This window comes from Microvirga arsenatis (assembly GCF_009910705.1).
In the GTDB taxonomy this organism is placed as follows: domain Bacteria; phylum Pseudomonadota; class Alphaproteobacteria; order Rhizobiales; family Beijerinckiaceae; genus Microvirga; species Microvirga arsenatis.
On the sequence record NZ_JAAAXJ010000001.1, the window covers coordinates 88,023 to 101,760 of the forward strand.

At 64.5% G+C, this 13,738-nt stretch carries 8 protein-coding genes; 2 read left to right on the plus strand and 6 right to left on the minus strand.

Going from position 1 to position 13,738, the window contains the following annotated elements; genetic code table 11:
- Positions 1-11 precede the first annotated feature (11 nt).
- Complete coding sequence (gene hutI / locus GR303_RS00420) at positions 12-1,214, minus strand: imidazolonepropionase (protein ID WP_161723269.1); 1,203 nt, start codon at positions 1,212-1,214, stop codon at positions 12-14.
- A 142-nt stretch (positions 1,215-1,356) separates the two neighbouring features.
- On the opposite strand from hutI, the gene GR303_RS00425 reads away from it, so the two are divergent.
- A complete protein-coding gene (locus GR303_RS00425) occupies positions 1,357-2,715 on the plus strand; it encodes a formimidoylglutamate deiminase (RefSeq protein WP_161723270.1) in 1,359 nt (452 codons plus the stop codon).
- Between the two features lie 17 nt (positions 2,716-2,732).
- Entirely contained in the window at positions 2,733-3,437 is a 705-nt protein-coding gene (hutC, locus tag GR303_RS00430; RefSeq protein WP_161723271.1) for a histidine utilization repressor, read from the plus strand.
- Between the two features lie 504 nt (positions 3,438-3,941).
- Here hutC and GR303_RS00435 read toward each other — a convergent pair.
- From GR303_RS00435 to GR303_RS00455, 5 genes are all read right to left on the minus strand, one after another.
- Positions 3,942-5,102, minus strand: coding sequence for a cystathionine gamma-synthase (locus GR303_RS00435; protein WP_161723272.1), 1,161 nt, complete (start codon positions 5,100-5,102; stop codon positions 3,942-3,944).
- Positions 5,099-6,475 (minus strand): pyridoxal-phosphate dependent enzyme, encoded by a 1,377-nt coding sequence (locus GR303_RS00440; protein WP_161723273.1) that lies wholly within the window; start codon positions 6,473-6,475, stop codon positions 5,099-5,101. The genes GR303_RS00435 and GR303_RS00440 overlap by 4 nt, the downstream gene beginning before the upstream one ends.
- A gap of 189 nt (positions 6,476-6,664) precedes the next feature.
- Entirely contained in the window at positions 6,665-9,706 is a 3,042-nt protein-coding gene (locus GR303_RS00445) for a hypothetical protein (protein ID WP_161723274.1), read from the minus strand.
- Positions 9,707-10,158: 452 nt separating this feature from the next.
- Positions 10,159-13,155 carry a right-handed parallel beta-helix repeat-containing protein gene (locus GR303_RS00450; RefSeq protein ID WP_161723275.1) on the minus strand — a complete coding sequence of 999 codons (2,997 nt, stop codon included), beginning with the start codon at positions 13,153-13,155 and terminating at the stop codon, positions 10,159-10,161.
- A 210-nt stretch (positions 13,156-13,365) separates the two neighbouring features.
- Positions 13,366-13,671, minus strand: a complete 306-nt coding sequence (locus GR303_RS00455; protein ID WP_161723276.1) for a hypothetical protein — start codon at positions 13,669-13,671, stop codon at positions 13,366-13,368.
- Positions 13,672-13,738: the final 67 nt, after the last annotated feature.

Genomic DNA, 13,738 nt, shown 5'->3' on the forward strand with positions numbered 1-13,738 from the left:
GATGATTTGTGTCACTGTCCCCTCCAGACACGGGCGTGAAGCGGGTTGAAGCCGATGCGGTAGACGAGCTCCGCGGGCCGTTCGATGTTCCAGATGGCGAGATCGCAGCTCTTGCCGGGTTCGAGCGTGCCGATCTCGTCGAGCTTGCCGAGGGCGCGGGCCGCCTCGCGCGTCACGCCGGCGATGCATTCCTCGACCGTCAGGCGGAACAGCGTCGCACCCATGTTCATGGTGAGCAGCAGCGAGGTGAGCGGCGAGGTGCCGGGGTTGCAGTCGGTCGCGAGCGCCATGCGCGTGCCAGCCTCGCGGAACGCGGCAATCGGCGGAACCTTCGTCTCGCGCAGCATGTAGAAGGCGCCCGGCAGCAGCACCGCCACCGTGCCGGCCTTCGCCAGGGCGGCGGCACCCTCCTCGTCCGTGTACTCGAGATGGTCGGCGGAGAGGGCGCCATGCTCGGCCGCGAGCTTCGCGCCATGCAGGTTGGAAAGCTGGTCGGCATGGAGCTTGATCTTCAGACCCAACGCCTTCGCGGCATCGAACACGCGGGCGGTCTGCTCCGGCGAGAAGGCAATGCCCTCGCAGAAGGCATCCACCGCATCGGCCAGACCTTCGCGGGCGAGAGCCGGCAGCATCTCGCGGCAGACCGTGTCGATGAAGGCGTCCTTGTCGCCGTTCGCCTCCGGCGGCAGGGCATGGGCGCCGAGAAAGGTAGTGGAGACGGAGACGGGGCGCTCATGGGCGAGGCGCCGCGCCGCCCGCAGGCACCGGGCCTCCGTCTCCAGGTCGAGGCCATAGCCTGACTTGATCTCGATGGTGGTGCAGCCCTCACTGATGAGATGGTCGAGGCGGGGCAGGGCGCTCGCAACGAGCTCATCTTCGCCCGCCGCACGGGTCGCCTTCACGGTGGAGACGATGCCGCCGCCGGCCCGGGCGATCTCCTCGTAGCTCGCCCCCTTGAGGCGCAGCTCGAACTCATGCGCCCGGTCGCCGCCATAGACCAGATGGGTGTGGCAATCGACGAGCCCGGGGGTGATCCAGCGGCCCTCGCAGTCGATGCGTTCGGCGGCATCCCAGCCTGCGGGCATGTCCTGCGCCGGTCCGGCAAAGGCGATGCGTCCGTCTTTCGCAGCGACGGCTCCGCTCTCCACGATCCCGAGACCGTTGCCCCTGAGCGTGGCGAGGCGAGCGTTGAGCCAGACCCGGTCGAAGCGCATGTTCCTGCTCCGGTGAGGTTCCGATAATGTCTATACATAATCGCGAATGATCGATATTGTCTAGACGTATTCGATCGGCTCTGATGGTCGGGCGGCGGCATGGCTTTTTGGCGGCTGCCGCTTCTCAGCAAAGGTGACAGCGATGCGCAGGCTCATTCTCGATCATGCCCTCCTTGCCCGCGGCTGGGCCCGGAATGTCGGTCTCGACATCGAGGGCGGCACGATCGCCGCCGTGCACCCGGAGGCCCCGGCCGAGGGACGGGAGCGCGTCGCCGGAATCGCGCTGCCCGGATTGCCGAACCTCCACAGCCACACCTTCCAGCGCGGCATGGCGGGCCTTGCCGAGACGCGCGGGCCTCAAGGAGACAGCTTCTGGACCTGGCGGCAGGTGATGTACCGTTTCCTGGGCTCCCTCACGCCGGACGATGTGGAGGCCATCGCGGCCTTCGCCATGATGGAGATGCTGGAGGGCGGCTTCACCGCGCTCGCCGAGTTCCATTACCTCCATCACGAGGCGGAGGGCCGCCCCTATGCCGACATCGCGGAACTGTCGGGTCGTATCGCAGCAGCCGCGCACGAGACGGGCATGGGCCTGACGCTGCTGCCGGTGTTCTACGCGCAGGGCGGCTTCGGCGGGGCCGCGCCGACGGAAGGGCAGCGGCGCTTTATCAACGACGTCGAGAGTTATGCCCGCCTGCTCGAGGGTGCGCGGAAAGCCGTTGCCGGTCTTGACGATGCCGTTGTCGGCATCGCGCCTCACAGCCTGCGCGCGGTCACGCCCGAGAGCCTTCGCGCAGTCGTCGCGATGGCAGGCGAGGGGCCGATTCACATCCATATCGCCGAGCAGGTCAAGGAGGTGGAGGATTGCCTCGCCTGGTCGGGCCAGCGCCCGGTCGCATGGCTGCTCGATCATGCGCCCGTCGACCGGCGCTGGTGCCTGATTCACGCCACCCATCTCGACACGCAGGAGGTGAAGGGCATCGCTGCAAGCGGGGCAGTGGCGGGCCTGTGCCCGATCACCGAGGCCAATCTCGGCGACGGCATCTTCGAAGGGGTCGATTATCTGTCAGCCGGTGGGCGTTTCGGCGTCGGATCCGATTCCAACATCGAGATCAGCGCGCCTGGGGAACTCAAGCAGTTCGAATACAGCCAGCGGCTCAAGCACCGGGCCCGCAACGTTCTGGCCGAGCGGGAAGGGCAGTCGACTGGGCGCAGCCTCTACGAGAAGGCGCTGGCAGGCGGGGCGCAGGCGCTCGGCCGGCGGATCGGCGCCATCGCCGAGGGGCATCGCGCCGACCTCGTCGTGCTCGATGCGGAGCATCCCGATCTTGCAACCGTGTCGGGCGACCGCTGGATCGATTCTTACGCGTTCGTGGCCGGCAGGGCCGCCATCGATACGGTGTTCGCTGCGGGCAAGGCCGTGGTAAGGAGCGGCCGGCACGTGAACCGCGCGGCGATCCGCGCCCGCTACGCGCGCGCCATGGCCCGCATCCTGGCATGAAGGAGGATCCCGCCGGCATGAAACATCTGCACCAGCGCATCCGCGACGACATCGAGGCCAGGATCATGTCCGGCGAATGGGCGCCGGGGCACCGCATCCCGTTCGAGCATGAGCTGATGGCGGAATACGGCTGCTCGCGCATGACCGTGAACAAGGTGCTCTCGACGCTCGCCGCCAACGGCCTCATCACGCGCCGGCGCCGCGCGGGCACGGTCGTGGCGGAGCCGAGCAGCCAGCAGGCGGTGCTGCAGATCCAGGATTTTGCCCTGGAGGCCGCGCGTGCCGGCGTCGAGTATCGCTTCAAGATCCTGAGCCGCTCCGTCGAGCCCATCGACGTCGCCGCCGCGCAGCGCACCGGCCTGCCGGCGGGCACGCAGATGCTCTGCCTCTCGACCCTGCATGTGATGGACAATGTGCCCCAGGCCTTCGAGCAGCGCCTGATCAACCTCGCCACCGTGCCGGAGGCGGGCACGGAGCCGTTCAAGGACGATCCGCCGGGCACGTGGCTTCTGCGCCGCGTGCCTTGGACGGATGCGGAGCATATCGTGCGCGCCGTCAACGCGGACGGCACCATGGCGAAGCGGCTCCAGATCCAGTCGGGCGCGGCCTGTCTCGTGCTGGAGCGGCGCACCTGGCAGGCAGGCGCCTTCGTCACCGAGGCGCGGATCACCTATCCCGGCGACCGGCACCAGCTCGTCGGGCGCTTCTCGCCGGTCGCATGACGACGCGCAGCGGCGATCCGGGATCGCGTGCAGGAGAGGGCGCAGGCCACCCTCTCCCGCTGCGGGGAGAGGGCGAGGTGCGGGTAGGTGCAATGTTCTCACTTTGTTCTTGACTTCGGCTGCAAGCTGGGCTATATCATGGCTCATCCTCGTCCGGTGAGGGGCGCGCTCGCGAGGCGTCGCAGATGCGGGACGGGGCGCGGTCCCGCCGCAGGTCTCGCACGCCTGTGGTCGCGGGAGGCCGATCCTGGCTTGTTCCAGGTCCGCCTGAAAAGAACCGCGCGTGACGAGCAGTCCGGCTCTCACACTCACCACCATCACCCATCGAGCCGGGCTGCCCCAAGCGCCACCCTCGAGCAACCCTGACGGCCCGCAGCTCACGCTGCGGGCCCGAAGGCGCTGGCTCTGTGACAAGAGAAACGAGCCGCGACCCTCCCGCATGGAAGCCAAGGAGGCCGTGAAGCTCTGTGCCCCATGCAGTCGGGATCGCGGCTTCGACAACCTTTATGCGAGCGCGGAGCGCAGATCCTCGATCAGGTCGTCCGCATCCTCGATGCCGACCGAGAGGCGCACGAGGCCGTCGTCGATGCCGAGTTCGGCCCGCACCTCCGGAGGCACCGAAGCGTGCGTCATGATCGCCGGATGCTCGATGAGGCTCTCGACGCCGCCCAGGCTCTCCGCCAGCGTGAAGAGCTGGCAGCGTTCCAGGAAGCGCGTCGCGCCGTCGAGCCCGCCCTTGATGCGGGCGGTGATGATGCCGCCGAAGCCGCGCATCTGGCGCTTGGCCAATTCGTGCTGCGGATGCGAGGCGAGACCCGGATAGATCACGCCGTCCACGCCTGAATGGGACTCCAGAAACTGCGCAATCTTGAGCGCCGAGGTGCAGTGCCGCTCCATGCGCAGCGAGAGGGTCTTGAGACCGCGCAGGGCCAGGAAGCTGTCGAAGGGACCGGAGACGGAGCCGACCGCGTTCTGCAGGAACGCGATCTTCTCGCGAATCTCCTGGTTCTGGCCCACGACGACCACGCCGCCCACCATGTCGGAATGACCGTTCAGGTACTTCGTGGTGGAATGCACCACGATGTCGAAGCCGAATTCGAGCGGGCGCTGCACATAAGGGCTGGCGAAGGTGTTGTCGGCCACGAGCCAGGTGCCATGCCCGCGCGTCGCCGCAGCAATGGCCTCGAGATCGGCGAGCTTCAGGAGCGGGTTCGTCGGCGTCTCGACCCAGACGAGCTTCGTGTTGGGGCGCAAGGCCGCCTTCACGGCATCGGCATCGCCGAGATCCACATAGGTGATGTCGAGCCCCGCCGATTTCCGGCGCACGCGCTCGAACAGGCGGCGCGTGCCGCCATAGAGGTCGTCCGAGGCGACGATGTGCGAGCCGTGCTCCAGCATGTCGAGCACGGTGGCGCTCGCTGCAAGTCCCGACGAGAAGGCGAAGGCGGCCGAGCCCCCTTCGAGATCCGCGATGCAGCGCTCGAAGGCCATGCGGGTCGGGTTCTGCGAGCGGGCATATTCGAAGCCCTTGTGCACGCCGGGGCTCTCCTGCGCGAAGGTGGAGGTGGCGTAGATCGGCATCATCACCGCGCCGGTGGTGGGATCCGGCGACTGGCCCGCATGAATGCAGCGGGTGGCGAAATCGAGCTGGTTGCGGACGGTCATTGGGGCTGGATCCGGAAGAAGTTGATGAGATCGATGCGGGTGGCGAGGCCCACGAAGGCGTCGCCATCCACGATCACCGGCACGAGGCCGGCGGCGAAGAGGGGCAGAAGCTCCCGGACGGGAGCATCGGCGGCGATGGTCTTGAGGCGCGTCACCATCACGTCGCGCACCGGCTTGTCGAACACGCCCTGGGGCGCGCCCTCGTTCGCCACCAGCGCATCGAGGATGTCGCTTTCGTCGATCAGCCCGACCACGCGGCCGTTCTCGATCACGGGCAGCTGCGAGATGTCCGACGAGCGCATACGGGCGAAGGCCGAGCGCAGGGTCTCGCCCGGCGAGACGAAGACGGTGGCGCCCTCGCCGAAGGGATTGATCACCACGTCGCGGGCCGTGCCGGTGACCTTGCGGTCGAGCCAGCCCTCCTGCGCGATGAAGGCATCGTTGAACACCTTCGACAGGTACTTGGCGCCCGTATCGCAGACGAGGGTGACGACCCGCTTTGGCTCGGTCTGCTCGCGGCAGTAGCGGAGAGCCGCCGCCAGCAGCGTGCCGGAGGAGGAGCCTGCCAGGATTCCTTCCTTGCGCAGGAGCTCGCGGGCTGCCGAGAAGCTCTCCTTGTCGGTGATGGAATAGGCCTTCTTGACCAGGGAGAGATCGCAGTTCGGCGGCACGAAGTCCTCGCCGATGCCTTCGACAGCCCAGGAACCGGCCTCGGTCATCTGCCCGGTCTCCACCAGCGGCGCGAGGATCGAGCCCGCCGGATCGGCCAGCACCATGGCGGTTTTCGGCGAGGCCTTCCTGAGGAAGCGCCCGACGCCGGTGAGCGTGCCGCCGGATCCGACGCCGACCACGACCGCGTCCACATCCCCATCCATCCCGCCCAGGATCTCGGGGCCGGTGCTCGCTTCATGGGCGGCCGGGTTGGCGGGGTTCTCGAACTGGTTGATGTAGACGGCGCCCGGCGTCCTGCGGGCGATCTCCTGGGCGAGGTCCTGATAATAGTCCGGGTGACCCTTGCCCACGTCGGAGCGGGTGATCACCACCTCTGCGCCCAGAGCCTTGGCGTGGAGCACCTTTTCCCGGGACATCTTGTCCGGCACCACGAGGAGGGTGCGGTAGCCCTTGCTCGCGCCGACCAGCGCCAGCCCGACGCCGGTGTTGCCGGCCGTCGCCTCGACGATGGTGCCGCCGGGCTTCAGCCGACCATCGGCTTCCGCCGCCTCGATCATGGCGCGGGCTGGGCGGTCCTTGATGGAGCCGCTGGGATTGGCGCTCTCCAGCTTGAGGAAGAGCCTGCAGGGACCGGCATCGAGATGCGTCACCTCCACGAGAGGGGTCCTTCCGATCAGGTCCAGAGCTCCATGAGCCGCCATTTCACGTCTTTCTTATGTTTAATCTAGAGCGTTGGCTATTGCATATGTAGAATTTTCTTCTCCTTATAGCTGCCGACGTGAATTGTCACCTGGCTCAGCGATCACTCAACTGCGATCCGCACCCTAGGGTCCCGAAGAAAAAGCCCCGCCTTTTAGGGCGGGGCACGGTGCTGTGTGGGGTGAGGGATGTCAGACGATGAGGAAGTCCTTGAAGGTGAGCTTCAGGTTCTTGCCGAGCTGGGCGAACTCCACCGCCTGGCGGGCGCCGGAGCCGTCCGCATCGTAGGACAGCACGCCGGTGGTCTTGTTGTAGATCAGGTAGTCGTCGCGCTCGCGCGCCCGGCTGCCGATCACGAAGAACTCGCTGTTGAGCTCGGCCGGAGCGGCGAGGCTGCCGGCGCCGAGCTTCCGGAAGATGGCGTTGTCGAGCCACAGGCTGTCGGCTGCGACGCTGAAGTCGACGATCCGGTCGAAGCTCACCGCCCGGTCGGTGCTGGCGCTGCCCAGCCGCGCGTTGAACACGAAGGCATCCAGGCCCCCGCGACCATACAGGGTGTCATTGCCGGACCCGCCGAAGACTGTGTCGTTGCCCGCACCGCCTCCGACGGTATCGGAACCCGTGCCTCCATGGACCCAATCATCCCCGTCGCTGCCCGCAACCCGGTCGTTGCCGCTATCGCCTAAGACACGGTCGTTGCCGGCCCCGCCGTCCACGCTGTCGTTGCCGGCCCCGCCGGATACCCGGTCATTGCCCGAATGGCCGTTCAAGCGGTCGTGCCCCGAATTGCCGTAGAGACTATCGTTGCCACCGAAGCCCCTGATGACGTCGTGACCGCCCATGCCTTTGATGATGTTGTCGGCACCGCTGCCATTGAGGATTTCGGAACGGTTCGTGCCCGTCCGACTCGACACGATCGGGGAAGGGGCGGGGGCAGGCTGATTGCCGGGTTGTGCGCCGCCCGAGCCGCCACCTGGATTGCCCGGATCTGGCGGAGTGGTCGGCTCCCATGTGTCGCCGACGAGACGCCCGTCGGCGAACTGCAGGATCTCGATTCCCCTGAGCGCATCGGTGCCGGAGGTGCCGCCGGTGATGGTGCGGTCGGAAAGCGTGCCGGTGATCGCATAATCGGCCCGATTGCCGGCATACACCGCCGTATCCGTGCCGATGCCGCCGTCCAGGGTGTCGTTGCCCAAGCCTCCATCGAGGGTGTCGTTGCCATCCGCGCCTGTGAGCTTGTTGGCCTGGTCGTTGCCCAGGATGGTGTTGTCCAGGGCGTTGCCGGTTCCGTTGAGGGCTGCCCCGAGGAGAGTCAGGTTCTCGACGTTCTGCGCCAGGACGTGGGAAATGGTGCTGACAACACGGTCGAGTCCCTCATCGGCATTCTCGACAACGACATCCCCGGTATTGTTCACGAAATACGTATCGTCGCCGGCCCCGCCGATCATGCGGTCTGCGCCCGCCAAGCCGTCGAGGACGTTGGCGCCCGAGTTGCCGGTCAGCACGTTCGCGGACGCGTTGCCGGTGGCGTTGATGTTGGCCGATCCCAGAAGGGTGAGGTTCTCGACATCCTGCGTGAGGGTATAGCTGATGGTGCTGTTGACCGTGTCCACGCCGCCGGCGCCGAGGTTCTCCTTTTCGATGACCACATCGCCCGTCGAGTCGATGTAATAGGTGTCGTTGCCGTCGCCGCCCTGGAGCTCGTCGTCGCCACCGCCGCCATCGAGAGTGTCGCTGCCGCCGAGGCCCTTCAGCTCGTTTCGTGCGCCATTGCCGAAGAGCTTGTTCGCGAGTTCGTTGCCGGTGCCGTTGATGACGGCGGTCCCCGTCAGGGTCAGGTTCTCGACATTGGGGCCGAGGATAAACTTGATCGACGAGAAGACGTGGTCGGTGCCTGCGCCGGCATCCTCGATCACCACGTCGCTCGTATGATTGACGGTATAGGTGTCGTCGCCGCCGAGGCCCTTCATCTCGTCGCCGTCGGGCGTGCCGACCAGGTTGTCGGCGCCGCTCGTGCCGACGACGGGGTTGAGATAACCGGGAACGGACACGAAGCCGGACACCATGCCGTAGATCGTATTGGCGTCCAGGAAGGTGCCTGTCGGCCCGCCGTCGTCATTGGTCGGCTCTTCCCGGATGCCGTAGCGCGACCGGATCGCACCGTCGGCGTAGATCGTGTTGTTGGTGATCCGCGTGTTCAGCGAGTAGTAGGTCAGCTGGGAATAATCGTCGTCGAAGCGCAGGCGGATGTTGATCTCGTCGTAGACGCCATTGGCCTCCTGCGAATTGTTGTAGACGCGGCTCGAGTCGACGGTGACGTCCTTCGAGCCTTCGATCCTCACGCCCTGGCGCTCGTTTCCATAGATCCAGGCGCCTTTGATGAGGATCCTTTCCGAGAGCTTGACGAGAATGCCTTCCTTGCCGTTGTTGTAGTATTGGCCTCCGATGATCTCGACGTCCGAAACCCAGGGGATGATTGTCGAGCCCACAGGAGGGATGTTCCCGCGCTGGATGGTAAGGCCGGCTCCGCCCGCCAGCTGCCCCTGATACAGGTATCTGTAGCCGTTGTCGTAGGCGAGGTTGTCCTGCAGCTTAAGGCCCTTGGTCTCGTTCTGGATGTTGAAGCCGTGACGGTCGTTGTTGTAGGCCTTGTTGTTGATGTAGACGCCGCCGCGGACCGCATCGGCGACGAATCCGTCGAGGCCGTTGTTGTGCGCGGTGCTGTTCTTGATCACCATGTTGTAGGTGACTTCATGGGGGTTGAGGCCGTAGGCGGTGCAGTTCCTGACCTCGACCCCGTCGATGGTGATGTTCTTCTGGATGCGCCCGCTGCCGTCTTCTTTGACGCCGCAGATGAAGCCGGCTTGGTGGTCCGTGTTGTTGGCGCGGTTGCCGTCGATGATGAGGTTCGAAACCGTGACGTTCTCGACCGTTTCCAGCTTCGTGCGCACGATGCCGTTGATCCTGGCATCGAAGTGGTTCTCAAGCTTGACGATAGACTCCCGCGTGCCCGAGCCCGTCAGCTCGATGCCTGAGGGGAGTTCGATAGCGCCCTTGGAGGGATTGGTCTTGTCGCCGGTGACAACATAGGTGCCCTTGGCAAGCTGAACCTTGACTGGAGTCTTCGTAGGATCAGCGAGATAGGCTTCATAAGCCTTCTGAATGGCGTTGTTGATGGCCGCCGTATCTTGCTTTGCCTTGCCGGTGGGCCCTTTGACAAAAATAGTGGCCATTCTCGAAATCCTTACGAGTAGACCCGGCTCGGGACACCAGCTGGGGCTTGGATGCTCGAACGAGGGGGAGTGGCGATCGGCAGAGATGACGAGCCGCCGCGATATTGCGGTGGCGCATCAGCTGGAAAAGAATCCATATTCGTCAGACGCGATGTGCTCGAGGGCGCTTCTTCACCCAGCATGCGAGATCCTGCACGAGCCGAGGTGCAGGCGTGGAGGTGATCTGATAAGCAATGCGGCATCGATGATTCAGCGTTGTCTCGGACGTTCAAGATTGGGATTCTACGATCAGCGAGACGAATGGATATTATCTACTCAAGGTATGGCGCGGTTTATTGAGGGGTAACCACTCGGAAGCTTGGCTTTCCCTCCCGTTGTACTTCATCGCGCGCCAGTAACAGAAGTGCCCCGCCTTTTGGGGCGGGGCACGGTGCTGTGTGGGGTGAGGGATGTCAGACGATGAGGAAGTCCTTGAAGGTGAGCTTCAGGTTCTTGCCGAGCTGGGCGAACTCCACCGCCTGGCGGGCGCCGGAGCCGTCCGCATCGTAGGACAGCACGCCGGTGGTCTTGTTGTAGATCAGGTAGTCGTCGCGCTCGCGCGCCCGGCTGCCGATCACGAAGAACTCGCTGTTGAGCTCGGCCGGAGCGGCGAGGCTGCCGGCGCCGAGCTTCCGGAAGATGGCGTTGTCGAGCCACAGGCTGTCGGCTGCGACGCTGAAGTCGACGATCCGGTCGAAGCTCACCGCCCGGTCGGTGCTGGCGCTGCCCAGCCGCGCGTTGAACACGAAGGCATCGCCGCCTGAGCCGCCATAGAGGCGATCGTTGCCCGAGCCGCCGAAGACCGTGTCGTTGCCCGAGTTGCCGAAGACCCAGTCGTTGCCGCTGTCGCCTACAACCCAGTCATTGCCCGAGCCGCCATCCGCGGTGTCGTTACCGGATCCGCCATACACCCGGTCGTCATTCCCTTGGCCGTACACCCGGTCATTGCCCAAGCTGCCGCTGACCCGATCATTGCCTAGGCCTCCGTAAAGCTGATCGTTGCCGGATTCGCCGTAGACCGCATCGTTGCCGCTGTCGCCATAAACCCTGTCGTTGCCGGTGCCGCCATAGAGGCTGTCGTCGCCGCCCAGACCTCGAATGAAGTCGTTGCCGCCCATACCCTTGGTGAAGTTTTTGGCATCGCTGCCGGTGAAGGTCTCGGAACGGGACGAGCCTGTCCTCCTCTCTGTGGGCTGCTCCGGAGCCGGAACGGGCTTCGGTTCCCAGACATCGCCAACGAGGCGACCATCGGCGAATTGCACGATCTCGATGTCATCGAGCGTGTCCGTGCCGGAGGCACCGCCGCTGATCGTGCGATTGGTCAGCGTGCCGCTGATGACGTAGTCGGCACGGTTGCCGGCATAGACGGCCGTGTCCGTGCCGAGGCCACCGCTCAGGGTGTCGTCGCCGCCGCCGCCGTCGAAAGCGTCGTCCCCGCCCACTCCGGTGAGCTTGTTCGCCAGAGCGTTGCCGATGATGACATTGTTCAGCCCGTTGCCGTTGCCGGTAACGGCGGCGCCGATCAGAACCAGGTTCTCGAGATTGTCGCGAAGCGTCGAGGTGCCCAGTGCACTGTAGACCGTATCGGATCCTGCATTTGCTTCTTCGGTCACCACGTCGCCGCTGTGATCGACTACATAGGCGTCATGGCCTAGGCCGCCCGCCATCAGGTCGGCGCCGCCCTGGCCGTCGAGGACGTTGTTGCCTGCGTTGCCGATCAGGCGGTTGGCCCCCGAGTTGCCCGTGGCGTTGATATTGAGGGAGCCGAGCAACGTCACGTTCTCGACTTCCTTGAAAGCGGAAACCGAGTAGCTCACGGAGCTGTAGACGGTGTCGATGCCGCCGGCCCCCAGATTTTCCTTCTCGAGAATGACGTCTGCTGCGGAATCGACGTAATAGCTGTCGTTGCCGTCGCCGCCTTCCAGGCTGTCAGCGCCTGCGCCGCCGTCGAGAATGTCGGCGCCCACGCCGCCCTTGAGGGTGTTGGCACCCGCGTTGCCGATGATGATGTTGTTGAGCTCGTTTCCTGTGCCTGTCGCTGCACCTGTTTGGAGCACAAGGTTCTCAACGTGAGCTTCCAGGGTGTAGTTGATGTAGGCGTAAACCGTATCGTTGCCTTCACCAGCCTTTTCGATCGCCGAGTCGCCCGAATGGTTGACGACGTAGCTGTCGTTGCCGAGCAGGCCAGTCATCTCATCGCCGTTGGGGGTGCCGACCAGGGTGTCGTCGCCGTTCGTGCCCGAAACGGGATTGGCCTGTCCCGGAACCGAAACGCCGCCGCTGTCCATTCCGGTGATGGTGTTGTTGGAGACGACAGTGCCGGTCGGTCCGCCGTCGTCGTTGGTGGGTTCCTCGCGAACGCCCCAGCGGGCATTGACTGCGCCGGTGGACGAAATCGTATTGCCGATGATCTTCGTGCCGGTCGAGTAGTAGGTGATGCCGGTGACCGCATCCGCGTCGAAGCGGATGTTGATCTCGTCGTAGGCGCTGTCGCCCTCCTGCGAATTGTTGTAGATGTTGCTGTTCTGAACGGTGGTGTTCTTGCCACCCTCGATCTTCACGCCCTGGCGCTGGTTGCCATAGATCTTGGCGCCGTCGATGGTGACATTCTCCGCCATGTTGACGAGGATGCCTTCGCGGGCATTGTTGTAGTACTCGCCGCCGATGATGCGCACCCCATCCGGCCATTCGATGTTCTCGGAACCGCGCTGGACGACGATGCCTGCCGATCCGTTCGCATAGGCCTTGTTGCCTTCCATCAACAGATTGGTCGTAGACGTGGTCACGTTGAAACCGTGCCGGTCGTTGCTGTAGGCGATGTTGTTCCGGTAAACGCCGTCGACGATGTAGTCGGCCACGAATCCGTCGAGGCCGTTGTGATGCGCGACGCTGTTCTCGATCGTGAGGTTGACGGTCTGCTCGTGCGGGTCGAAGCCGTAGCCCGAGCAGTTCATGATCTCCACGCGGGACACATGAATGTCGGCGTCCTGCTGCGTGCTGCCGGGACGTACGCCCGTATAGAAGCCGTCGATCTTGCCGGCCGTGCCGTTACGGTTGCCGTCGATGCTCAGATCGAACAGGCCGACATTGTTGGTGACTTCGTCGAACGGCGTGCGCACCACGCCCGTGATGTCTCCGACCCAGTTGGTAGCGACCTTGAGGACGGTGTTCCCCATGCCGGCACCCTGCAGAGAGGTGCCGCTGAGCAGTTGAATGGCGCCGTCGCTCTTGTCGCCCGTGCCCGAGACGATGAAGGTTCCGCCCGTGAGGACGACGGTGACTTTACCTCCGCCGGGATTGGCAAGGTACGCCTCATGGGCAGCCTTAAGAGCGGCATTGATGGCTGCAGTATCGTCGGTGTTGTCGTTTGCAGTCGCGCCATAATCAGCCGCGTTGATCGTCATCGCCATTTTGGGATTTCCTCTCGATGAAGAACTTTCGCCCGATTAAATGGCGGATTCTTCATCAAGAGTAGTAGGTATATCCTTTCAGGACCGGTCGATTTGGAGCTAACTATTTCTGTGGGGCGAGGTAACTACTTAGGTGTAGCAAGAAGCATTCTCATATCCACTGGGATTAGGCCGGTGCGCACTGAGAGCAGGAGCTTGGGCGGAATTGCCTCATTTGAGCATGTCGAAGAGCCGGCCCGAGAACTGGGCGATCAGGATCAGGACGATGATGCCGATGAACCACAGCCAGGAACCGGATTTCTCCGGCTTACGGGGCTGGGGCGGTGCCTCCTGGGGCGGAAAGAGCGGCACGGGAGGCGCAGGCAGGCGCTCGATCAGCTCCGCCGATGCGGCAGGAATGCTGCCTGCCGTTCCGATGAAGCGGAAGCTCACCGGAATGCCACCCACGAACCCGACCTCCGCCGGCTGGATCGCAGCCTCATAGCGAACCCACCAGTATTCCTTGCGATCATCCATTCTGCACGGTTCCAGTTTCAACAGGCTACCCTAACGCCTAACCGGCTCGGTTTGATCTGGAAAGCCG

Excerpts from the sequence above, each read along its gene's own strand:
- hutI (WP_161723269.1), bottom strand. The coding sequence starts at position 1,214 with ATGCGCTTCGACCGGGTCTGGCTCAACGCTCGCCTCGCCACGCTCAGG.
- GR303_RS00425 (WP_161723270.1), top strand. The coding sequence starts at position 1,357 with ATGCGCAGGCTCATTCTCGATCATGCCCTCCTTGCCCGCGGCTGGGCC.
- hutC (WP_161723271.1), top strand. The coding sequence starts at position 2,733 with ATGAAACATCTGCACCAGCGCATCCGCGACGACATCGAGGCCAGGATC.
- GR303_RS00435 (WP_161723272.1), bottom strand. The coding sequence starts at position 5,102 with ATGACCGTCCGCAACCAGCTCGATTTCGCCACCCGCTGCATTCATGCG.
- GR303_RS00440 (WP_161723273.1), bottom strand. The coding sequence starts at position 6,475 with ATGGCGGCTCATGGAGCTCTGGACCTGATCGGAAGGACCCCTCTCGTG.
- GR303_RS00445 (WP_161723274.1), bottom strand. The coding sequence starts at position 9,706 with ATGGCCACTATTTTTGTCAAAGGGCCCACCGGCAAGGCAAAGCAAGAT.
- GR303_RS00450 (WP_161723275.1), bottom strand. The coding sequence starts at position 13,155 with ATGGCGATGACGATCAACGCGGCTGATTATGGCGCGACTGCAAACGAC.
- GR303_RS00455 (WP_161723276.1), bottom strand. The coding sequence starts at position 13,671 with ATGGATGATCGCAAGGAATACTGGTGGGTTCGCTATGAGGCTGCGATC.